Genomic DNA, 22,784 nt, shown 5'->3' with positions numbered 1-22,784 from the left:
ATATAATCCATTACATAAGATAATTCGTTGAAGGATGAAGTATGCTGAAGTCCACCAAGAAGAGAGGGGTCCCCTAGGCTGAGAGGGATTGCCAGGTGAAGAGCGGCAGAAAGCTAGTCCCGAGAGCAGCTAATACCTGCCGTCATGCCGCGTTAAGGCTTTTATGAAGGTGATGGGCATAGGATTTTCCTGCGTCCGTAATCAGGGTGGTACCGCGAGTTGACTCTCGTCCCTGTTTTTGGGATGGGGGTTTTTTGTGTGCTCAAAAATTACATAATCATTTTTAAAGGAGGATATATATATGAAGTATTTAACTGGTGCTCAAATCCGCCAAATGTATTTAGATTTTTTTAGTGAAAAAGGCCATAACATCGAACCGAGTGCGTCTTTGGTTCCTCATGAAGATCCATCATTGCTTTGGATCAACTCCGGGGTGGCGACGTTAAAGAAATATTTCGATGGACGGGTGATTCCCGAAAATCCGCGGATCACGAATGCACAAAAGGCGATTCGTACAAACGATATTGAAAACGTCGGGAAGACGGCACGTCACCATACGTTTTTCGAAATGCTGGGCAACTTCTCGATTGGCGAATACTTCAAAGAAGAAGCCATCACATGGGCATGGGAGTTTTTGACTGATGAAAAATGGATTGGGTTCGACAAAGATAAATTAGCCGTGACCATCCATCCTGAAGATGATGAAGCATTTGAACTTTGGAATAAAAAAATCGGTGTTCCTGCTGAAAGGATCATTCGCCTTGAAGAAAACTTCTGGGATATCGGTGAAGGTCCAAGCGGTCCCAACACAGAGATTTTCTACGATCGCGGACCTGCATACGGGGATGATCCGAATGATCCGGAATTATATCCTGGCGGGGAAAACGAACGTCATCTAGAAGTCTGGAATCTTGTGTTTTCTCAATTCAACCATAATCCGGACGGTTCTTATACACCGCTTCCGAAGAAAAACATCGATACGGGCATGGGTCTCGAGCGTATGGCTTCCGTCGTTCAAGATGTGGCCACGAACTATGATACCGATCTATTCATGCCAATCATCCGCGCTGTGGAAGAAATCGCCGATGTGAAATATGGTGTCGACACAGAAAAGGATGTTGCCTTCAAGGTCATCGCCGATCATATCCGTACGGTGGCATTCGCAGTTGGTGACGGAGCTCTTCCATCCAACGAAGGCCGTGGATATGTATTGCGCCGCTTGCTCCGCAGGGCGGTTCGATATGCGAAGCAAATCAACATCAATCGTCCATTCATGTTCGAGCTGGTGACTGTCGTTGGTGAAATCATGAAAGACTTCTACCCTGAGGTCCTCAATAATAAGGATTTCATTGCAAAAGTAATCAAGAATGAAGAGGAACGCTTCCATGAAACCCTTCATGATGGATTGGCCATCCTTTCCGAGGTCATTAAAAAGGAAAAGGAAAAGGGGAACTCGACCATTCCTGGCAGTGATGCTTTCCGTCTATATGACACATATGGCTTCCCGATCGAGTTAACGGAAGAATATGCCGAGGAAGAGGGCATGACGGTCGATCAAGCTGGATTCGAAAAAGAAATGGATGCCCAGCGTGAACGTGCACGGTCAGCACGCCAAGATGTGGATTCGATGCAAATCCAAGGCGGAGTGTTGGGAGATATTAAGGTCGAAAGTGAATTTGTCGGTTATGATCAAGTTGCGGTCGATGCCAAGGTTGCGGCCATCATAAAAAATGGCGAACTTGTAACAGAGGTACAGGAAGGTGAGGACGTGCAGGTCATTCTGGACAAAACTCCTTTCTACGCGGAAAGCGGCGGACAAATAGCGGATAAAGGCACGATGGCAAGTGAATCCGTGAAAATGGAAGTCCATGATGTTCAAAAGGCGCCAAATGGTCAAAACCTGCACCGGGTAACGGTCGTTGCCGGCACTTTACTGACAGATTCCGATATCGTAGCTGCGGTCAATCAAGAAAACCGCATCCATATCACTAAAAACCATACAGCGACACATCTGTTGCATCAGGCGTTAAAAGACGTTCTCGGTACACATGTCAATCAGGCTGGTTCACTCGTACAAGCTGAGCGCCTTCGCTTCGACTTCTCTCATTTCGGACAGATAACGGCCGAAGAAATAGAGCGCATCGAAACGATCGTAAATGAAAAAATCTGGCAAAGCCTGCAGGTGAATACCGACTACAAAAATATTGAAGAAGCAAAAGCGATGGGCGCGATGGCCTTGTTTGGCGAAAAATACGGCAAGATTGTCCGTGTCGTTCAAATCGGCGATTATAGCCTTGAGCTATGCGGGGGTGTACATGTCCCGAATACCGCGGTGATCGGGCTGTTCAAAATCGTTTCCGAAAGCGGAATCGGTGCAGGCACGCGCCGGATCGAAGCGGTTACGGGTGCCGGTGCGTACCAATTGATGACAGATCAAATCGGCATCTTGAAAGAGGCATCAGCTAAATTGAAAACGAATTTGAAGGATGTCCCTTCAAGAATTGAAACGGTCTTGGCTGAGGTGAAGGACCTTCAACGTGAAAATGAAAGCTTGACTGCCAAATTAAGCAATATTGAAGCAGGAAGCCTCGTTTCTAACGTGAAAGAAATCAATGGGGTACAAGTATTGGTGGCCAAGGTTCAAGCTACGGACATGAATAACCTGCGGGCCATGGCGGATGATTTGAAACAAAAGCTTGATTCTGTCATTATCGTATTGGGATCGGCCCAAGGTGATAAAGTCAATTTGATAGCAGGTGTCACGAAAGATTATATCGATCGCGGTTTCCATGCAGGCAAATTGATCAAAGAAGTGGCTTCCCGCTGCGGCGGCGGCGGCGGCGGACGTCCGGATATGGCCCAAGCCGGCGGAAAAGACCCGGGAAAATTGGATGCAGCACTTAATTTTGTTGAAGAATGGGTCTTAACGATTTCATAATCCATGAAAAGTGTTGTACAATGTAGGTAATAGTGGATTCTGGACGCTGAGGAGAGGTGCATGTCAATGAGTTCGTTTGATAAAACGATGAAATTTAATTTTCCCGAAGAACCATTCGAAAGAGATGTACAAGAAGTATTGTCTCAAGTGTATGTTGCACTTCAGGAAAAAGGGTATAATCCGATCAACCAAATCGTCGGTTATCTATTATCTGGTGACCCGGCTTACATCCCGCGCCATATGGATGCTCGAAACATCATCCGTAAGCTTGAACGCGACGAAATCATCGAAGAATTGGTCAAGTCGTATCTTAAGAAACATCGAGAGGAATACTAATGCGCACAATGGGGCTTGACTTAGGTTCAAAAACCATCGGCGTCGCCGTAAGCGACGCGATGGGCTGGACTGCACAAGGTTTGGAAACGATCAAAATTAACGAAGCTGGAAATGACTTCGGCTTTAAACGTCTCAATGAAATTATAAAAGAGCATGAAGTTTCTAAAATCGTCCTAGGTTTACCTAAAAATATGAACGGGACTGTAGGACCGCGAGGCGAAATCAGCCAAGATTTCGCTAAGCGATTAGAAAGAAAATTCAAGCTGCCGGTGTTTCTCTGGGATGAACGGTTGACAACTATGGCGGCTGAACGTGTCCTTCTTGAGGCGGACGTGAGCCGAAGCAAACGTAAGAAAGTCATTGATAAAATGGCTGCTGTCATGATCCTGCAAGGTTTCTTGGACAGACAAACAAATTCAATATGAGGTGAATGCAAATGGAACACGGCGAAAACAACATTACAGTAGTAGATGAAAACGGAAACGAGCAGCTTTGCGAAATCCTTTTCACATTCGATTCAGATAAATTCAACAAATCTTATGTCCTTTACTATCCGATGTCTGCAGAAGATGAAGAGGAAGAGATTGAAATCCACGCTTCTTCATTCGTACCGAGCGAAGATAATAAAGATGGTGAGCTTACTCCGATCGAAACCGAAGAAGAGTGGGATCTAGTCGAAGAAATGTTAAATACATTCCTTGACCAGGAAGAAGCCGAAGAAGAAGAATAAACAAACGAAAAAACTGACCTGGTTTTTAATGTATCCTTTGTAAAGGACCTTTAAATAAAACCAGGACCTGAAGGAGATGCTGCCTGTATGTTAGGCGGCATCTTTTTTTTGCGGTTTTCTACCCCTCCAGGCCTTGGCGCTGAGCCCCTCGGCAAGAGTTTTTCCTTGATAAAACGGGTGATAGTATCATTATTTCGCGTATTCACAGATGTCATGCCAGTATATAAAGTAACTTATCGGATGCTTCATGGGCAAATAGGCAGCTGTTTTCTTAGAGGTTATGCACTTGACCCGCGAGTTTGGTGCTGGACTCGCCAAATTGGCAACACAATCATATTGGTTTTAATGCTTTTTCATTTATGTACCAATGAGAAGCTTATCTTTTCTCAGCGAACAAAAGGATAAAAGTCGCTAAAGGACCTAAAAATAAAGAGAGCAAGAACCAATTCAACGCCGTTCTATTTTTACCTTGAGCGAGTCCTGCATTTATGAGTGCCAACGTCCCCCACCCGACAAAATAAGAATTATCCAATTCCTTTACACCGCCTTCCCTTTCATTTAAATATGATCCTAACTAAGATTATTCCGTTTCGGGGATGATATGTCTACCATAAAAGTGGAAATTCGTATAACCCTCATTCAAATGGAGCTGAAATCATATCACTATTTTCCTGGTTAAAAACTCCCGGGATTGACAAAACTAGTGCGATTTTGCCATAAATAGATGAATTATGAAGGTAGTTTCACAAAAAACATGTAATTTTTTGTTGGTTTTAGTATAATGTTCGAAGCAAAGTCTAATTAGAGAAAGCATCATCTAGAAGCCATTCTGTAGTTGGTGTGAGTTTGCAGGGGGAATGAAAATGGATGAAAAAGATCATAATTTATCTAAAAAGGAACATATTCAAATGAAATTGTTGGAACGGCAAGGAGAAGCCAGGCTTGTTCGTAAGATCATCATGATTACGATAGCTTCGCTTATTTTACTAATCGGGATTGTCGGTCTCGTGGGCTTCTTATATATTAATTCGGCCATGAAACCCGTCGACCCTGACGATGATACCATCAAGAAAGTGAAAATCCCGATCGGTTCTTCCGTGAACGGAATTTCTACATTGCTTGAAGAGCAGGGAATCATCAAGGACGCACGCGTATTCAAATACTATATTAAATTCCGCAATGAATCCGGATTCCAGGCAGGTGAGTATAAATTATCACCTTCCATGCCGATTGAAGATATCGTCACAAGCATCAAAACCGGGAAACTGATGAAAGAAGCGGCATTGAAGATTACGATCCCCGAAGGGAAGCAGCTCGTCCAAATTGCCGATATCATTGCCGTAAAGACGGGACAAGAACCAAAAAAAGTCTTTAAGGAATTGAATGATAAGAAATTCGTTAAGTCCATGCAGGAACAATTCCCGGAGCTATTGACTTCGGAAATCGAAAATGAAAAGGTTTTATATCCGCTCGAAGGGTATCTTTTCCCGGCAACCTATGATTTCTATGAGGAAAAACCAAACTTGGAATCGATCGTTGTCGAGATGCTGAAAAAAACCGATGAAACGCTTCAGGCATATAAACCGCAGATGGAAAAAGATGATTATTCCGTGCACGAGATGCTGACCTTCGCTTCGCTTGTGGAAGAAGAAGCGACGGCGCAAGTCGATCGGGGAAAAATTGCCTCCGTCTTCTACAACCGTATCAAGGAGGATATGCCGCTTCAAACGGATCCCACCGTGCTGTATGCAAAGGGGTCCCATAAAAGCCGGGTGTATTATAAAGACCTGGATGTGAAGTCCCCATATAATACGTATAAGAATAAAGGGCTGCCGCCAGGACCGATTGCCAATGCTGGAACGACATCGATCGAAGCGGCATTGAAACCCGAAAAAACGGATTTCCTATACTTCTTGGCCACACCGGAAGGAGAAGTCCTATACTCCAAAAACCTGGAGGACCATAATCTTAAAAAGGCAGAGCATATTTCCAATAAATAAAAGCACAGCAACGAAGGGGGAGAGATATTACTTTCCCCTTGTTTTTATGATAGAATAGTACAAGTGAATTTTCGGACCGGTTTTAGCGGTGATCAGTGACTCGGCGAATGCCGGGTTTTATTTTGAAAGATAAGGAAATGCAGCTCATCAAGCATATTTGCTTCAGCCCATGGTGATAACTTGCAGGCATTCGAACCTGGCTTGTACGGCATGGACTGGCTAAGTGCTTTCGTTTTTCTTATCATTGGAGGAAACATCTTGAACGGAAAAATAGAACAATATCTTCATTCCTTGATTCCGGAGCGTACGGGGCTGATCAAGGAGATGGAAGATTTCGCATTGGAAAATAATGTGCCGATCATGGAGCCGGAAGGCATTGAGGTACTGCTTCAGATATTAAGGCTCCATCAGCCGCAGGCAATATTGGAGGTCGGATCGGCAATCGGCTATTCCGCCATAAGGATGGCCGAAACGCTGCCAGGAGCCAAAATCGTGACGCTTGAACGCAATGAAGCTCGTATTGGGCAGGCAAGGGCCAACATCGAGAAAGCTGGACTGAATAATAGAATCGCCCTCATTGAAGGGGATGCGCTTGAGGCAGGGCCGAAAGTAGCCGAACACGGACCATTCGATATCATCTTCGTTGATGCCGCCAAGGGGCAGTATAAGCGATTCTTTGAACTGTTTGAACCATTCCTTGCCGAAGCTGGAGTAATCATTACTGATAATGTATTATTTAAAGGCTTGGTCGCAGAAAACATCGAAGACATGGAAATGACGAGACGTAAGCGAGCTCTCATCAAAAAAATCAGGGACTTTAACATGTGGTTGCATGACCATCCTCATTTCGATACCGTAATATTGCCGATTGGCGATGGTGTAGCCATAAGTAAACATAGAGGTGACAAAAATGAAAAAGCCTGAATTACTCGTGACCCCGACAAGTGTCAATCACATCGCGGAGCTTATTGAAGCTGGCGCTGACGCATTCGTCATTGGCGAGCAGCGTTACGCTCTTAGGCTGGCAGGGGAATTCACAGTTGAGGATGTCAAGAAAGCGATAGAGATGGCCCATGCTGCAGGCAAGAAGGTGTATGTGTCCATGAACGCCATCTTTCATAATGAAAAGGTGGACGAGCTTGAAGACTACGTCACCTTCCTTAAAGAAGCCGGTGCAGACCGGATCGTGTTCGGTGATCCGGCAGTCTTGATGGCAGTCCGTGCCGTTGCCCCCGATATGCCGTTGCACTGGAATACGGAGATGACGGTGACGAACTGGTACACCTGTAATTATTGGGGGAAACGCGGTGCAGTCCGTGCTCTCGCTGCCCGTGAAATAAGCTTGGACGAGATAATCGAAATGAAGGAAAATGCCGAGGTAGAACTTGAAGTGCAGGTACACGGCATGACTTGCATATTCCAGTCCAAGCGTACGCTTCTCGGAAATTACTTTGAATACCAAGGCAAGGAATTGGCAGTGGAAAACCGTCAGGAAAGCAGAAATATGTTCTTGCATGATAAGGAACGAGAAAACAAATATCCGATTTATGAAGATGAAAATGGTACACATATCATGAGCCCGAACGATATGTGCATGATTGATGAACTGCAGGAATTGATTGAGGCGGAAATCGATTCATTAAAAATCGAAGGATTGCTGCAAACCCCTGAATATATTACGGAAATGACAAAGTTATACCGGGAAGCGATAGACTTATGTGCAGAGGAGCCCGACCGGTATGAAGAGTTGAAAATGGATCTTTACGAAAAAGTCAAAGCGATCCAGCCGGTTAGCCGGGAGTTGGATACAGGATTCTTCTTCAAAGAGTCGGTTTATTAAGAAAAGGGTACGAGAAAGAGGAGGAATAGCCTTGAATGCTATTGCTGATAAAATTTCCAGGATCGTGGATGGAAAAAGAGTCATTGTAAAAAAACCTGAATTGCTGGCCCCGGCTGGCAACTTGGAAAAACTAAAAATAGCGGTCCATTATGGCGCAGATGCCGTTTTCATTGGCGGACAGGAATATGGCCTTCGTTCCAATGCCGGAAATTTTACGTTTGAGGAAATGACCGAAGGCGTCGAGTTCGCGAAGAAGTATGGTGCGAAAGTATATGTAACGACTAATATCTTCGCGCATAATGAAAATATCGATGGTCTTGAAGAATACTTGGAAGGCCTTCAGGAGGCTGGCGTTCATGGAATCATCGTCGCCGATCCCCTGATCATCGAGACGTGCAAAAGAGTCGCCCCGAAAGTGGAAATCCATTTGAGCACACAGCAATCCCTTTCGAACTGGAAGGCTGTCCAGTATTGGAAAGAAGAGGGCTTGGAGCGTGTCGTGCTGGCCCGTGAGACAAGTGCCGCAGAGATCCGTGAAATGAAGGAAAAGGTCGATATTGAAATCGAAGCCTTCGTTCATGGTGCGATGTGCATTGCTTATTCAGGACGCTGCACGCTTTCGAATCATATGACGGCTCGCGATTCAAACCGCGGCGGCTGTTGCCAGTCATGCCGTTGGGATTACGATTTATATGAGCTGGATCAAGACGGGGAAAAGCCTTTATTCGAAAAAGAAGATGCTCCATTCGCCATGAGCCCGAAAGACCTAAAGCTGATTGAATCCTTGCCAGGCATGATCGAAATCGGCATTGATAGCCTAAAAGTCGAAGGAAGAATGAAATCGATTCATTATATTGCGACTGTAATCAGCGTCTATCGAAAGGTCATTGATGCTTATTGTGCCGATCCCGATCATTTCACGATCAAGCAGGAATGGCTGGAAGAGCTTGATAAGTGTGCGAATCGTGAGACGGCATCATCCTTCATGGAAGGGGAAATTCCTGGGTATAAACAGCAAATGTTCGGGAATCATACCGTAAAGACTCGCTTCGACTTCGCTGGATTGGTGCTCGATTACGACGAGGAAACGAAAATCGCGACCATGCAGCAGCGTAATTTCTTCAAGCCTGGAGATGAAGTCGAGTTTTTTGGGCCGGAAATCGAAAACTTCACGCAAAAAATCGGAACGATCTGGGATGAGTCAGGCAACGAGCTGGAGGCAGCTCGCCATCCGCTTCAAATTGTCCGCATTCAGGTAGATGATCGAGTATATGTGAACAATATGATGCGGAAGGAGAATTGACATGACAAGAAAAAAACCAGTGGTCATCGGAGTTACAGGAGGGTCGGGATCAGGTAAAACAAGTGTTACCCGTTCCATTTTTGAATTCTTTCAAGGACACTCGATCTTGATGCTCGAACAAGATTATTACTATAAAGATCAAAGCCATCTGCCGTTTGAAGAGCGGTTGAAAACGAATTATGATCATCCGCTGGCATTTGATAATGATTTGCTTATCGATCACATTAACGCGTTGCTGCGCTATGAAACGATAGAGAAACCCGTTTATGATTATTCGATCCATACTCGTTCCGAGGAGGTCATCGCCGTTGAACCGCAGGATGTCATCATCCTTGAGGGGATTTTGGTGCTGGAGGATGAACGTCTCCGTGATTTGATGGACATGAAGCTATATGTGGACACGGATGCGGACCTGCGAATCCTCCGGAGGATGACCCGTGACATTAAAGAACGCGGCCGTTCCATAGAATCGGTCATCGATCAATATATCAGTGTCGTCCGCCCGATGCACAACCAGTTCATCGAACCGACGAAACGCTATGCCGACATCATCATTCCTGAAGGCGGACAGAACCATGTTGCGATTGACTTGATGGTGACTAAAATTCAAACAATCCTTGAACAAAAGTCTTTTTTGTAATAACATAGCATAAATAATGATAGGTGCCATTTTCCTCCGTTTTTGAAAGAATCCCATTTATTTAGGGGGAAATACTGGACAAATGTTGGAAAACGCAATACTCTATTCTTGATACAGAATGAACCGGCTGCTAACTGCAGTCGGTTCATATACTAAAGAACGGTTGTTTCTTAGTATCGGTTGTGCGTGCTTTTTAAGTCGCGCACTAATATAGTTTGACTCGAGATTTTAGAGTTAAGTCCTGTATAGTACATAAACTTGGCATAAAGAATTTGAAGGAGTGAAGGGTTTTGGCAATTGAAAAAGAATATCCAATGACTAAAGAAGGTAAGTTAAAACTTGAACAAGAACTGGAACAATTAAAAACGGTTAAACGGAAAGAAGTAGTGGAGAGAATCAAGATCGCCCGCAGTTTTGGTGACCTTTCCGAGAACTCCGAGTACGATTCGGCAAAAGAGGAGCAAGCTTTCGTTGAAGGCCGTATCACAACGATTGAAAACATGATCCGCAATGCGAAAATCATCGAAGGCGATGATTCGAATACAGATACCGTTTCACTTGGGAAGACGGTAACATTCGTTGAACTTCCTAATGGTGACGAAGAGACCTATTCCATCGTTGGTAGCGTTGAAGCGGATCCATTCGAAGGAAAGATCTCCAATGATTCCCCGATCGCGAAAAGCCTAATGGGCAAAAGAGTCGGTGACAAGGTATCGATCATGACACCTGGCGGCGAAATGAGCGTCAAAATCGTATCCATCAGCTGATCCACTTACAGATTAAAGAGGATGTCCATATGGGCCTCCTCTTTTTTGCGGGAAAAAATGTTGCGGCAAAGTTGTTCATAATTGTTTAAAAATTCGCACCTCGTCAACAATGTTTACGAGGTGTATTTTATGAAAAAGAAACGATTGAGGTTGCTGGCTATTTTTTTGACCACTTGCATGCTGATACTCATAGGCAGGCTTGTTTACATTCAGCTTGTATCGACAGAATCTTTTTCAAAGCATGATGTGAACCTGATAGAAGCAAGCGTGGAGCAGCGTTCCCAAATATTGAAGATTGATGATGGACGCGGAAAGTTTTATGACAGGAATGGGGAGCCGCTTGCTCATGAAGAAATCCCCACGCTCGTGCTGTTTCCATTTCTGAAAAAAATGACATGGCCTATAGATGAGATTGCTTCGATTATCGGCAGATCGGAAAGTGAGCTGAAACGGGCAATCGAACAAGCGGATGAACCATTCATATTCGGCGGGGATGACCCGATCGAGTTGACGGCGAGCCAATCGAAGGCGATCAATCAATTGAAGATACCCGGCGTCTTTGCCGTGAACGAAAAGCTGTATCACAATCAAACACCCGCAGCGCAATTGATCGGCACGACGAATATATCGGATGCTGAGAAGAAAAAACGTTATCCGGACTTGAATTTGTCCCCCGAAACGAAAATCGGCAATACAGGACTGCAAAGGACCTTTGATGAGTTTTTGCTTTCGGCAGGGGAATCGAAGCTCGTTTTTCATGTGGACGCAAGCGGCGGCCCGATGTTTGGTGTCGATGTTAAATACGTGGAACCGGCCAACCCCTTGTATCCTGTGAAGGTCGTGACGACGATCGATAAACAAATACAGGAAAAGGCGGAAAAGCTGGTTGATGAACGCGGCATAAAAAAAGGCGGACTCGTGCTGATCGATATTAAAAAAAGTGAAATCGTCGCGATGGTATCGCGTCCGGCCCTAAATATTAAAGACCCGAATGGAGCAGGAGCAGTCAATATGATGCTGACTCAAAAAACGCCAGGGTCCGTCTTTAAAACGGTCACGGCCGCAGCCGCCATCGATCATAAGGCGGCGAGTCCCTCCAGGACATTCAATTGTAACTTGACGATTGATGGAAGGACGGATAAGCAGAGGGAATTGGGGATGCTGAATTTTGAAAGCAGCTTTGCCCAAAGCTGTAACAGGACATTCGCCGAATTGTCACAGGAAATTGCCGAGAAGGATCCTGACTTTCTGGAAAACTATGCGAAGAAGTTAGGGTTGATAGGTGAAACGGGCTGGAAAGGTGATGTATATCATACGAAAGTCACTCAGTTGTACCATGAACAAACCGGAAAGGTCTGGCACGACGATGATTTAAAGAAAGATCCCAAGATGATTGCCAAAACCGCCATCGGCCAGCAAGACGTCCAAACGACACCCCTGGCGATAGCGAACATGATGGCCACGATCGCCCGCGGCGGCAAGAAGGAACAAGTCAAAGCCGTTTCCAAGGTTGAATTCAACAATAGTACGACTGTGGTCGACTTTAAGAATCAAAGCATGGGAGGGGAGACACTTTCTCCGTATACGTCGATGAAGATGCAGCAGCTCCTAAGGAAGGTTGTGACCGAAGAAAAAGGGACCGGTGCTTCCTTGAGAGATTTGCCTGTGGAGGTTGCGGGTAAATCAGGAACAGCTCAGACGAATATAGAAAAAGGGGAGCTCAATAAATGGTTTGCTGGCTACTTCCCTTATAAAAATCCCGAATATGCGCTCGTTGCCGTGAATTTTGAAACGAAGGAGAATAGCTCCAGCATGACGCCGCTTTTTTCAGATATTGTAAAAGTTATATACGCCAAGGACCAGGACTGATACGAGATATGACGAAAAGTGTAGGAAACCCTTCCCTTCTATCTGTCGCTGAATCATGTTAAAATGGGGGCAGTAATGAAATGGTAAGGGAGGAATGGACCTTGGGCTCACGATTCAATCAGCGAGATCAAAAAAGAAAAGTAAATAAAATATACAATATCGCAATAACCATCGTTTCCATTTTAATCGTCATTGTCGCCATCACCATTTTCTTAAGTGATGGGGGTACAGAAGCTAATCCAACCACGACGGAACCGAAGCAAATTACCGATAAAGATAAGGGCAAAGTGGACAAGCCTGCTGGGAAAGTGGAAGAAAAAGATTCAGAGAAGGAAGCGGACGAAGATCTTAATGCAACGGAGGAAGAGGAAGAAAAGGCAACAGAGGATGAAGAAGCTTCGGATAAAGCGGGAGATGCCGAGCTTGTGGAAGTGGAAGGAAGCGGAGATGGCAATGTTGCGGCCACCTATAAGAGTGAGGGCTGGAAACCAGTCGGGACCGAGCAATCCGGTGAGCATACGACAAGCTTTCAAAAGGGCTCTGTCGACTGGAATGAAATGAGTAAAGCCATTGCGCTCGGAGCTGGGATCGATCAAGGCGGCATGAGGCTATGGTGGCTTCAAAACGGCGGTTCGCCCAACACGGCCATCGGTACCGTATCTGAAGGGGATAATCCAAAAACCTATCGGGTCCATATTGAATGGGTCGACGGCTCTGGATGGAAACCTGTAAAAGTCGAAGAATTGAAGGTTAATGATAAACGCAAATAGTCCCAAACTAGTAAGCCCCCGGAAGGAACACTCCTCCCGGGGGCTTTTTGCTTGGTCATTTTTTTGCCTTGAAATGAACGACAGCACTATAAAAACGTCTGCCTTCCTCGCTTACATACATTTGATGTGAGACCGAATGAACCTGGAGCATGATCGCTTTATTGATTTCGATTTGCGCCTGGATTTTTTCTTCGAGATTCTTGATGCTTTCTGCCTCGAAAAACTCTATTTTATCTTCGAATAAATTTAAGTCGAGCTGAAAATTCATTAAGACTTCCCTCCAACATAGTAGATAATGCTAGTTTAACACACCATTTTAGCCGAATCTAAAACGGAATGAGGGTTTGCCTAAAAAAACGGCACGGTTTTTCATATTATTTCATATTATACTTATAGGTTTTATTGTATTATAATAAAAGAGTGCTTAGGCAAATCTTTGCTGCATGGTGAATTTGCCTAAATAAACAGCACTGTTTTGTGTTTAATTCATATTATACTTATAGGCTTTATTATATTATAATAAAAAGGTGATAAAAAATGGGCAGAGAATTTTTGGATTTATTTGAGGAATGGTCGAAATCGTATGATGATACTGTCGGTGGACACGATATTGAATATCAAGAGGTATTTAAACACTATGATAGGATCTTGGATAGCGTGACGAATCGGGCTCATGGCCATGTTTTGGAGTTCGGAGTGGGCACCGGGAATTTAACGGAGAGGTTATTGAAAAAAGGCCTTAAGGTTACGGGAATCGAGCCTTCACCTGCAATGAGGGAAATTGCGATCGGGAAGCTTGGCAATGTAACGCATATAGCCGATGGCGATTTCATGGATTTCCCGGAGCCGGAAAGTGTGGATTCAATCGTCAGTACGTATGCATTTCATCATTTAACGGATGAAGAAAAAGAAAAAGCGATAGCCAGCTATGGAAAGTTACTGAATACTGGTGGTAAAATAGTGTTTGCGGATACGATGTATCAATCAAAGGAAGCGCATGAAAAAGCGATTTCCGATGCAAAGCAGGCAGGCTTTCATAATTTGGCGAACGATTTGCAAACGGAATATTATACAACCATTCCTTTTTTGGAAAGTGTTCTTGAAGAGCATGGGTATTCTGTGAACTTCGAGCGCTGCAATCAATTTGTCTGGATTATGGAGGCGGAAAAATTATAGGAAGAGGTTTTTTACTAATGAAAGTAGCCATAATCGGAGCAATGGAAGAAGAAGTTACGATTTTACGTGATAAATTGGAAGGTTTGGAGCAGGTGACCATTGCCGGTTCCGAATTCAATACAGGAAAACTGGACGGTGTCGAGGTCATATTGCTTAAATCCGGCATCGGTAAAGTGAATGCCGCTATGTCAACGGCGGTGCTCTTGGAAAAATTCAAACCGGATGCGATCATCAATACGGGTTCTGCCGGCGGATATCATCCCGCACTTAACGTAGGGGATGTTGTCATTTCTACCGAAGTTCGCCACCATGATGTCGATGTAACTGTTTTTGGATATGAGTATGGCCAGGTTCCTCAGCTGCCGGCTGCCTTCATTCCGGATGAGAAGCTTTTTGCCCTTGCAGAAGAAGCGGCAAAGGAAATCCAGGATATACAAGTGGCGAAAGGATTGATCGTAACGGGGGATTCGTTCATGAATGATCCTGTCAGGGTTGAATTCGTCAGAGGCAAATTCTCGGATCTATATGCCGTGGAAATGGAAGCGGCAGCGATTGCACAGGTGGCCTACCAATTCCAAACACCATTTGTCATCATACGTTCCCTTTCGGACATCGCAGGTAAGGAGTCCAATATTTCCTTTGATAAATTCCTGGAAACGGCGGCGCTTCATTCAGCTGATCTGATCGTGAAAATGGTTGAGAAAATGAAATGAATGAGCAGTGATCAGCGTGAGATTCTCCGCTGATTACTCTTTGGTTTCATTACTCACTAAATTGGTAGGGAAACTATGAAAGGATGTACGAATATGAAGGTCTTTCAAAACATACATGAGTTGGTCGGAAAGACGCCGCTGATGGAGATCACCCATTTCCCGCTTCCTGATGACGTCCGCATCTTTGCCAAACTGGAATACTTCAATCCGGGAGGCAGTGTGAAGGACCGTCTCGGCCAGGAGCTTTTGGCACAGGCGTTGCAGACAGGGAAAGTGAAAAAGGGCGGGACCATCATCGAACCGACAGCCGGGAACACCGGGATTGGACTGGCGCTTGCGGCGATAAACAGTGGAGTCGATGTGATATTTTGTGTGCCAGAGAAATTCAGTGCCGAGAAGCAGGAATTGATGCGCGCTCTTGGAGCAAAAGTGGTCCAGACCCCGACTGAGGAAGGAATGACAGGAGCGATTGCCAAGGCGAAGGCCTTGCTTGCCGAAATTCCCGGGTCATATTGTCCCGAGCAATTTGCCAACCCAGCCAATCCCGATGCCTATTATAAAACGCTGGGACCTGAAATTTGGGATCAGATGGATGGAAGAGTCGATGTATTTGTTGCCGGTGCCGGGACGGGTGGGACTTTCATGGGCACATCGCGTTATTTAAAAGAAAAAAAGGCTGCTGTCAAAACGGTCATTGTCGAACCAGAAGGGTCGATATTGAACGGAGGCGAAGCGGGACCCCATAAAACAGAGGGCATAGGAATGGAATTCTTACCAGCTTATATGGATGAATCGTACTTTGATCAAATTCATACGATAAGCGATCGGCAAGCGTTCGATATGGTCAAGGAATTGGCTATGAAGGAAGGCCTGTTGGTCGGCAGTTCTTCCGGCTCGGCATTTGCTGCGGCCATGGATGAAGCGGCCAAGGCTTCCCCAGGGACGAATATTGTCGTTGTATTCCCCGATTCCAGTGAACGTTACTTAAGCAAGAAAATTTATCAGGGAGGTATGTAAAATGAGAAAGAAAACACAATTGATCCACGGTGGCATTTTTGGAGATGAAGCAACTGGTGCCGTCTCGGTGCCAATCTATCAAGTAAGCACTTATAAACAGGATGGTCCGGGGGATCATCGCGGATATGAGTATTCCCGTACAGGCAATCCTACCCGCCATGCGCTTGAGGAATTGATCAAGGATCTTGAAGAAGGAAAAAGAGGATTCGCCTTTGGCTCCGGGATGGCAGCGATGACCGCCGTCATGATGCTGCTGAGCAGCGGAGATCATGTCCTGATGACCGATGATGTTTATGGGGGTTCTTTCCGGGTGATGACGAAGGTGCTGAATCGCTTTGGAATCGAAGCTTCATTCGTCAATACGAGTGATATCGATTCGATTCAAAACGAAATCAGGGACAATACGAAAGCGTTGTTCATCGAAACCCCGACGAATCCATTACTGAAGATCACGGATCTGGAAGCCGTAGCAAAAATAGCGAAGGCAAACGGGATCCTGACGATCGTCGATAATACCTTCAGCACGCCATACTGGCAGAATCCGCTTACGCTTGGTGCGGATATCGTCCTGCATAGCGCTACGAAGTACCTGGGGGGTCACAGCGATGTTGTAGCGGGCCTTGTCGTGGTGAATGATGAAAAAATCGGCAATGACCTTCACTTCATCCAAAACTCTACAGGGGGCGTGCTAGGGCCTCAAGATTCATGGTTGCTGATGCGAGGCATTAAAACGCTGGGAATCCGGATGGAAGAACATGAAAAAAACACTTCCCGGATCGTTGAGTACTTATCCGCCCATGAAGGCGTTTCGAAAATCTATTATCCAGGTCTGGAAAGCCATCCAAATCACGAAATAGCGAAAAAACAATCACGTGGCTTCGGCGGCATGGTTTCATTCGATGTCGGCAGTGCCGAAAAAGCCGCAACCGTCTTGAATAAGGTGAAATACTTCACGCTGGCTGAAAGTCTTGGAGCAGTGGAGAGCCTAATTTCCGTGCCGGCTTTGATGACGCATGCTTCCATTCCGGCAGAACGCCGTGCCGAGCTTGGAATAACCGACGGGCTCATTCGCATATCCGTAGGCCTGGAGGACGCGGAAGACTTATTGGAAGACTTGGAGCAAGCACTAAAGGGGTAAAAGGGGACCATTCCGCATTTTAAGCTGACTGCCATTATTTACTTTCTGTCATTTGGAATAAATATGGTAGAATGAGATATCGATAACTTAACAGCTTGAAAGAAGGTGGAATGGCATGAAAAAACGTACAAACCAAACGGCGGCAATGCTTAATTCGAAAATGGCCGATTTTAAACAATTTGGAATCACTTTGCTATGTGTGGGTTCGTTTTTCTATTTAGGAACCATCCTTCCCTCTGGCGGCAAAACGATGATTGACACATATGCCTATATGGGAGCGACGATCATGTTCCTTGGCGTATCCATATTATTTTTCCGTTTATCCAATAAATACAAAAAGATCTTGGCAGAAATGGATGACCAGGATACTTTACAACAATAGAATCAGGATACAGGCTGCAGGCAAACTCGGGCGTAATGGGAGTTTGCCTGCAGCTTTTTTGTTTCTTGAATATTTTTCCCTGACCCTGCATGAACACGAAGTTAGTTTCTGAGCCCGTCGTATCGGAGGATTTGGACTGGGGGGCGAGTAACGCGCCGAAATGGTGAAAGATAGCGGTAACTATACGGAGAATCCTGACCGGATTCGAGAGTAACCCATGAAATTGACGAGAAACGGCTCCCATTGCCTGTGAAAAGGGCAATTTTTATGAGAATTCACCTCAAATTCGATGTAAACTCCTTCAAACCCGCGAGTAGCTTGTACCTTAGCCCGTTTCATTGCTCTGCAGGCACTCCCTATCCAGAGGGATCCGTTAGCCTCTTTGGCGCACGCGCCTGCGGGGCCTCCCTTAGCCGCGTATTTCCTAAGCGGAAGGCCACACACACCTTCCATTCCAGTGTGCCTGAAGCCTATATGAGCACCCTCCTTGCCGATAGTATTGGGACTTGGGCCGTTTCATTGACCTGCACGGGCTGAATTTTTGAGCGGTCAAGGTGGGGCTGTTTAATTTCGAAATCAACAGCATGGGGATTTGTCATTCCTATTGCCTTCACTTTCTATAAATTCTGTTTGAAAATGGGTAAAAAGAAAGAATTTTTAAAAAAATAGGCAAAAGCCGTTTACAAATTTCGAAATTGTGGATATACTTACCAAGTAATAAAAAATATTCCAAGGGAGGTCGAAGAAAATGAATTTGTATCTATATGGAGTCGTCACTAATCAAATTGGCTTGACTTATTCAATTGACAATCAAATACCATTCGACCTGTGCCACGCGGAATATTTCTAAAGCAAATGGGCTTTATTAATCATTCAAACATAGCGGCCGCAGGGAGAAGTCTTTTATCCTGCGGCCTTTTTATATTTTTTTTGAAAAAGCTGCAGGAGGACATAACTTTCTGCGGCCTTTTTATGCCTTTTTGCGGGGCCGCACCCTAAAAGGAGGTGATACTTATGACACTGAATATGCTTTTTTTCACAATTACGATCAAAATGAAAAAAATGACTGCCGAGGAATGCATGCAGCAGGAGAGAATCAATAAAATTCGTGAAGAACATTTAGACAAAGCGATGAAGCATCGTCCTTTTTTCTAAGACAGATGAGGTTTGGTTTCCCAAAAATTCAATGAAAGGTGGAGGTTAATATGATGAACTTAGTCTATGTAAAGGGAGCAAAGCGTTGCTGGTGGCAGGAGAAGGATACCGGCTAACGGACTTTGCCCATAACGGATCCCAGTCGGAAAATCGCTCAGGTGAAAAGGAAAAAACTCGGCCAAATGCCGAGTTTTTTCCTTTTAGCAGCACGAACTTTGTCCGCCATATCCATATCCCGGGAACCAGCAGAACCCGAAGATAAGCAATACAATCAACAGCACTATAAACAGGCCATAACCGTATCCGTAACCGCCGCCATAATTTGGCGGCGGAGCCGGATACCCATAGTTGCCGCAACCGTATGGTCCATAGTTATATCCCATTCCAAGACACCCCCTTTCCTTAAAAATTCACTTGTATTATATGATTGAATGGTTTTGTCCGATTGGGAATTCATCCATTGGCGATACAAACATTTCATCCTTTCATGATTTCTTTTATCGGGACAGACACGAACAAGCCCACTCCTGCATAGGTATGAATGAGGGGACCAAAGAAACGGGGGATGAAACCAATGCCCGGAATACTTACAGTTGTCGGATATATCATCAAAGAATTTTACTTATTTGTTTCCTATGTAAAAAACAATGCTTTTCCCCAGCCTTTATCATCTCAGGATGAAAAGAAATATCTGAAGCTCATGAGTGAGGGGGATGGGGATGCCCGTAACATCTTAATCGAGCATAACCTCAGGCTTGTTGCCCATATTGTCAAGAAATTCGAGAACACGGGCGAAGATACGGAGGATTTGATTTCGATCGGGACGATTGGTCTGATAAAAGCGATTGAAAGTTATTCGGATGGGAAAGGTACAAAGCTCGCTACGTATGCGGCGAGATGTATCGAGAATGAAATCCTGATGCATTTACGCGCCACAAAGAAAACGAAAAAGGATATTTCCTTGCATGATCCAATTGGCCAGGATAAAGAGGGAAATGAAATCAGTTTAATCGATGTACTGAAATCGGAATCTGAAGATGTCATCGATACGATCCAGCTTAATATGGAAATTGAAAAGGTGAAAAAATATATTGATATATTGGATGAACGGGAAAAGGAGGTCATTGTAGGCAGGTTCGGGCTGGACTTGAAAAAGGAAAAAACCCAACGGGAAATCGCCAAAGAGCTAGGGATTTCCCGCAGTTATGTATCAAGGATCGAGAAACGCGCGTTAATGAAGATGTTCCATGAATTTTACAGGGCGGAAAAAGAGAAGGAAAAGAAGGCTAAAGGTTAAACGCAAAGGCTATTTCCGCATAATGCGGTTTGGGTGGATTCCCCGCGATGCTCGCTTCGCTTGGGCGGGCGGTGAGTCCGCAACTCCGCTTTAAAAAATATCAATCTTTACGAAAAGAACCAACGTAAAAAAAGAGTGCCGGCACATTTCCCGGCACTCTTTTTGCTTTAGTATTTACTTCTGATCATATCAGCGAATGCATGATAAATCTCGATTCCCTGAAATAGGAACAGACGTGATGCGGTTAAAGAAAAGATCCCTATCATAATAAAACGAAACAACATATGAATCACTCCTCGATTTTATTTTTTATAAAATGTCGGAGTGGGCGGCTACGTTATTCGCCTGGAAAAACACGGGACTGAGATACCTTTGTCGCAGATTTGTATGGAAATAAAGAAAACTTAAAATCGAAAATTCAACTAACAGAATTATGATGATCGCCTGCAACGAACTTAAGGCAGGCATGAGAGGCACTTTTTTATCGGCCTTATCCCAATGGTGAACATCGGTATGTTCTTCAAGGGCTAGCTGTTGTGCATGCTGATGGAACTGCGCGGGCACGGTCCATAAAAGGAGTATGATGGCAGACAGCTGGATGATGAATTTCATATGAACCACCCCTTTCTTGAAGAATATATTCATCATAACACTATTTTAATCTTAGATATAGAAAAATGTTTTAAAAAATACTGAAAATTCGTTTTAGTTAGAAAAATGCAGGCTAAACCCCTATAATGAACTTATTGATAAAAGGGGGCATGCAAAATGGGATATTCTTTAACATGGGATTTGGACATTTTTTTTAAAGGAGGAAGCTCTTCCATAGAGTTCCTGAATTTTTTGGATGAAATCAAGGATGAGGTGCAGGAGCTCGACTTGCTTATAAGTACTATCAAACCAGAAGAAAATGATGAAGGCCCATTGATCGAGGCATTCGACCTATTGAAAAACACCAATATGAAGTCCACGCAGGCAGGCGCCTTCATCGGATGCCTGGAAGCTCAAAACTCGCAGGATAAAAAGGCAGGGCAGCTGCGGATCAAACAAATGAAAATCGTTGCATCGCTCAAAATGGCTATCAGCAAGCTTGATGAAAAGCTGATCCAGCTTGATGATTCGTTTTTTCAAAGCATGCTCGGCAAAGAACCGTTGGATGAAGTGAAATTCGTGTTGAATGAACGTCGCGAGAGGGCTAAGGAAAGGCTCTCGGTGAAGGAAGAGGCATTGATTACGCAATTGTCCTTGGACGGATTCGAAGGCTGGAGCCAAATGTATGATACGATCGTCGGTTCCATGACCATTCCGTATAAAGGGGACAAGCTGTCGGTAGGACAAGCGGCGAATAAATTTTCCGAGCCAGATCAAGAGGCGAGAAAAGAATTGTTAGCTGCATGGGAACAGGCTTGGGAAGAAAAAAGTGATCTTTTTGCCCGGACGTTGAACCATCTTGCTGGATTTCGTCTCAGTGTGAATGAAAAAAGGGGCTGGGATGATATTTTGAAAGAGCCGCTTGAAATCGGGAGGATGAAAAAAGAAACCCTCGAGAGCATGTGGGATGTCATTGCCGATCATAAGGAGCCGTTGGTGAGGTTTTTACAAAGGAAAGCGGAGTTACTGGATATGGATAAATTGAGTTGGGCCGATCTGGATGCGCCGCTCGCGGTGACCGCGGAGTCCAAAGTGATGGATTATCAAGAAGGCGCGGATTTCATCGTGCAGCAATTCTCTAAATTCGGCACGGAGTTAGCTAGCTTCACTCAAAAAGCCTTCGATGACAGCTGGATTGAAGCGGAGGACAGGCCTGGTAAGAGGCCTGGCGGGTTTTGTACGGGGTTCCCATTAAGCAAGCAGTCCAGGATATTCATGACATATTCAGGTACACCCTCGAATGTATCGACATTGGCCCATGAATTGGGGCATGCGTTCCATTCTTATGCCATGAGGGATATCCATCCGTTGAATCGATCATATGCGATGAACGTGGCTGAAACAGCCTCTACCTTTGCTGAAATGGTCGTTTCCGATGCTGCTGTGAAGGAAGCGGGCAGTGAGGAAGAAAAGCTGGTTCAATTAGAAGATAAAATTCAGCGTTCGGTGGCATTGTTAATGAATATTCATGCCCGCTTTTTATTCGAGACCAAATTTTATGAGGAGAGGAAACAGGGCTATGTCAGTGCTGAACGATTGAATGAACTGATGCTTGACGCCCAAAAAGACGCCTATGGGGACGCCTTAAGTGATTATCATCCAACGTTCTGGGCTTCAAAGCTTCATTTCTATATTACGGGTGTACCATTTTATAATTTCCCGTACACATTCGGATACTTGTTCTCCTTGGGGATCTATGCGAATGCCCTGAAGGAACCTGCAGGATTCGAAGAAAAATATATCGCTTTATTAAAGGATACCGGTTCGATGAAAGTCGAGGATTTGGCGAAGAAGCATTTGGGTGTCGACTTGACGACACGTGATTTCTGGGAAGAAGCGGTTCTTGCCTGCATGGACGATGTCGAGGAATTCATGAACCTGACCGATCCGCTTGTCAAAAAAGCATAGGGGAGCTTTCAGGGTGAATAGGAACAAAAAGGCGGATGTCCGGTTTAGGACATCCGCTCAGACTGTAGACAAACTCGATGAAAATCGAGTTTGTCTATTTTTATGGCCTGTACAATTTAGACGTTGATTTCCACTCCAGGCACTCGCTTTCCGC

24 protein-coding genes are annotated in these 22,784 nt (G+C 44.8%); 20 read left to right on the top strand and 4 right to left on the bottom strand.

All coding sequences use genetic code 11. The features are described from left to right. Positions 1 to 301: 301 nt before the first annotated feature. The 4 genes from alaS (at position 302) to AS888_RS18650 (ending at position 4,004) form a co-directional block, all read left to right on the top strand. The gene (gene alaS / locus AS888_RS18665; protein ID WP_061143655.1) at positions 302 to 2,938 is read left to right on the top strand and encodes an alanine--tRNA ligase; all 2,637 of its coding nucleotides are present in this window, start codon (positions 302 to 304) and stop codon (positions 2,936 to 2,938) included. 66 nt (positions 2,939 to 3,004) lie between these two features. After that, positions 3,005 to 3,274, top strand: coding sequence for an IreB family regulatory phosphoprotein (locus tag AS888_RS18660; protein ID WP_057911835.1), 270 nt, complete (start codon positions 3,005 to 3,007; stop codon positions 3,272 to 3,274). After that, on the top strand, positions 3,274 to 3,699 hold the full coding sequence (gene ruvX, locus AS888_RS18655) for a Holliday junction resolvase RuvX (protein ID WP_057911643.1): 426 nt from the start codon (positions 3,274 to 3,276) through the stop codon (positions 3,697 to 3,699). The genes AS888_RS18660 and ruvX overlap by 1 nt, the downstream gene beginning before the upstream one ends. A gap of 11 nt (positions 3,700 to 3,710) precedes the next feature. Beyond that, positions 3,711 to 4,004 (top strand): DUF1292 domain-containing protein, encoded by a 294-nt coding sequence (locus AS888_RS18650; protein WP_061143654.1) that lies wholly within the window; start codon positions 3,711 to 3,713, stop codon positions 4,002 to 4,004. A gap of 376 nt (positions 4,005 to 4,380) precedes the next feature. Here AS888_RS18650 and AS888_RS26500 read toward each other — a convergent pair whose 3' ends face one another. Beyond that, positions 4,381 to 4,536 carry a hypothetical protein gene (locus tag AS888_RS26500; protein WP_169803977.1) on the bottom strand — a complete coding sequence of 52 codons (156 nt, stop codon included), beginning with the start codon at positions 4,534 to 4,536 and terminating at the stop codon, positions 4,381 to 4,383. Positions 4,537 to 4,861: 325 nt separating this feature from the next. On the opposite strand from AS888_RS26500, the gene mltG reads away from it, so the two are divergent. The 8 genes from mltG (at position 4,862) to AS888_RS18605 (ending at position 13,193) form a co-directional block, all read left to right on the top strand. Beyond that, positions 4,862 to 6,004, top strand: coding sequence for an endolytic transglycosylase MltG (gene mltG, locus AS888_RS18640; protein WP_061143652.1), 1,143 nt, complete (start codon positions 4,862 to 4,864; stop codon positions 6,002 to 6,004). A 255-nt stretch (positions 6,005 to 6,259) separates the two neighbouring features. Beyond that, a complete protein-coding gene (locus AS888_RS18635) occupies positions 6,260 to 6,928 on the top strand; it encodes an O-methyltransferase (protein WP_061143728.1) in 669 nt (222 codons plus the stop codon). Next, the gene (locus tag AS888_RS18630) at positions 6,915 to 7,844 is read left to right on the top strand and encodes a peptidase U32 family protein (protein WP_061143651.1); all 930 of its coding nucleotides are present in this window, start codon (positions 6,915 to 6,917) and stop codon (positions 7,842 to 7,844) included. Before AS888_RS18635 ends, AS888_RS18630 begins: the two co-directional genes overlap by 14 nt. 31 nt (positions 7,845 to 7,875) lie before the next feature. Continuing rightward, positions 7,876 to 9,147, top strand: coding sequence for a peptidase U32 family protein (locus AS888_RS18625; RefSeq protein ID WP_061143650.1), 1,272 nt, complete (start codon positions 7,876 to 7,878; stop codon positions 9,145 to 9,147). A gap of 1 nt (position 9,148) precedes the next feature. After that, the gene (udk, locus tag AS888_RS18620; protein WP_061143649.1) at positions 9,149 to 9,787 is read left to right on the top strand and encodes a uridine kinase; all 639 of its coding nucleotides are present in this window, start codon (positions 9,149 to 9,151) and stop codon (positions 9,785 to 9,787) included. A gap of 290 nt (positions 9,788 to 10,077) precedes the next feature. Next, positions 10,078 to 10,554 (top strand): transcription elongation factor GreA, encoded by a 477-nt coding sequence (greA, locus tag AS888_RS18615; protein ID WP_061143648.1) that lies wholly within the window; start codon positions 10,078 to 10,080, stop codon positions 10,552 to 10,554. 129 nt (positions 10,555 to 10,683) lie between these two features. Then, a complete protein-coding gene (locus AS888_RS18610) occupies positions 10,684 to 12,423 on the top strand; it encodes a peptidoglycan D,D-transpeptidase FtsI family protein (RefSeq protein WP_061143647.1) in 1,740 nt (579 codons plus the stop codon). Positions 12,424 to 12,524: 101 nt separating this feature from the next. Beyond that, positions 12,525 to 13,193, top strand: a complete 669-nt coding sequence (locus tag AS888_RS18605) for a YrrS family protein (protein WP_157805682.1) — start codon at positions 12,525 to 12,527, stop codon at positions 13,191 to 13,193. 55 nt (positions 13,194 to 13,248) lie between these two features. On the opposite strand, the gene AS888_RS18600 is transcribed toward AS888_RS18605, so the two are convergent. After that, positions 13,249 to 13,461 (bottom strand): DUF2536 family protein, encoded by a 213-nt coding sequence (locus AS888_RS18600; protein ID WP_057911652.1) that lies wholly within the window; start codon positions 13,459 to 13,461, stop codon positions 13,249 to 13,251. A 269-nt stretch (positions 13,462 to 13,730) separates the two neighbouring features. On the opposite strand from AS888_RS18600, the gene AS888_RS18595 reads away from it, so the two are divergent. From AS888_RS18595 to AS888_RS25250, 6 genes are all read left to right on the top strand, one after another. Next, on the top strand, positions 13,731 to 14,369 hold the full coding sequence (locus AS888_RS18595; RefSeq protein WP_061143645.1) for a class I SAM-dependent methyltransferase: 639 nt from the start codon (positions 13,731 to 13,733) through the stop codon (positions 14,367 to 14,369). A 17-nt stretch (positions 14,370 to 14,386) separates the two neighbouring features. Continuing rightward, positions 14,387 to 15,082 carry a 5'-methylthioadenosine/S-adenosylhomocysteine nucleosidase gene (mtnN, locus tag AS888_RS18590; RefSeq protein ID WP_061143644.1) on the top strand — a complete coding sequence of 232 codons (696 nt, stop codon included), beginning with the start codon at positions 14,387 to 14,389 and terminating at the stop codon, positions 15,080 to 15,082. 93 nt (positions 15,083 to 15,175) lie between these two features. Further along, the gene (locus tag AS888_RS18585) at positions 15,176 to 16,099 is read left to right on the top strand and encodes a PLP-dependent cysteine synthase family protein (protein ID WP_061143643.1); all 924 of its coding nucleotides are present in this window, start codon (positions 15,176 to 15,178) and stop codon (positions 16,097 to 16,099) included. A gap of 1 nt (position 16,100) precedes the next feature. Then, positions 16,101 to 17,237, top strand: coding sequence for a bifunctional cystathionine gamma-lyase/homocysteine desulfhydrase (locus AS888_RS18580; protein WP_061143642.1), 1,137 nt, complete (start codon positions 16,101 to 16,103; stop codon positions 17,235 to 17,237). A 115-nt stretch (positions 17,238 to 17,352) separates the two neighbouring features. Next, a complete protein-coding gene (locus AS888_RS18575) occupies positions 17,353 to 17,619 on the top strand; it encodes a YrhC family protein (protein WP_061143641.1) in 267 nt (88 codons plus the stop codon). A gap of 1,014 nt (positions 17,620 to 18,633) precedes the next feature. Further along, a complete protein-coding gene (locus tag AS888_RS25250) occupies positions 18,634 to 18,774 on the top strand; it encodes a YrzI family small protein (protein ID WP_081092517.1) in 141 nt (46 codons plus the stop codon). 200 nt (positions 18,775 to 18,974) lie between these two features. Here AS888_RS25250 and AS888_RS25245 read toward each other — a convergent pair whose 3' ends face one another. After that, positions 18,975 to 19,157, bottom strand: a complete 183-nt coding sequence (locus AS888_RS25245) for a hypothetical protein (protein ID WP_081092516.1) — start codon at positions 19,155 to 19,157, stop codon at positions 18,975 to 18,977. A gap of 191 nt (positions 19,158 to 19,348) precedes the next feature. On the opposite strand from AS888_RS25245, the gene sigK reads away from it, so the two are divergent. Further along, positions 19,349 to 20,071 carry an RNA polymerase sporulation sigma factor SigK gene (sigK, locus tag AS888_RS18560; protein WP_034308596.1) on the top strand — a complete coding sequence of 241 codons (723 nt, stop codon included), beginning with the start codon at positions 19,349 to 19,351 and terminating at the stop codon, positions 20,069 to 20,071. A gap of 309 nt (positions 20,072 to 20,380) precedes the next feature. On the opposite strand, the gene AS888_RS18555 is transcribed toward sigK, so the two are convergent. After that, positions 20,381 to 20,683, bottom strand: a complete 303-nt coding sequence (locus AS888_RS18555; RefSeq protein ID WP_061143638.1) for a hypothetical protein — start codon at positions 20,681 to 20,683, stop codon at positions 20,381 to 20,383. Between the two features lie 156 nt (positions 20,684 to 20,839). On the opposite strand from AS888_RS18555, the gene AS888_RS18550 reads away from it, so the two are divergent. Beyond that, positions 20,840 to 22,630, top strand: coding sequence for a M3 family oligoendopeptidase (locus tag AS888_RS18550; RefSeq protein WP_061143637.1), 1,791 nt, complete (start codon positions 20,840 to 20,842; stop codon positions 22,628 to 22,630). Positions 22,631 to 22,784: the final 154 nt, after the last annotated feature.

Origin of the sequence: Peribacillus simplex (assembly GCF_001542915.1) — a bacterium.
GTDB classification, from domain to species: Bacteria; Bacillota; Bacilli; order Bacillales; family DSM-1321; genus Peribacillus; species Peribacillus simplex_B.
The sequence above is the reverse complement of the archived record's forward strand: the minus strand, read 5'-3'. Positions and strand labels throughout refer to the sequence as shown.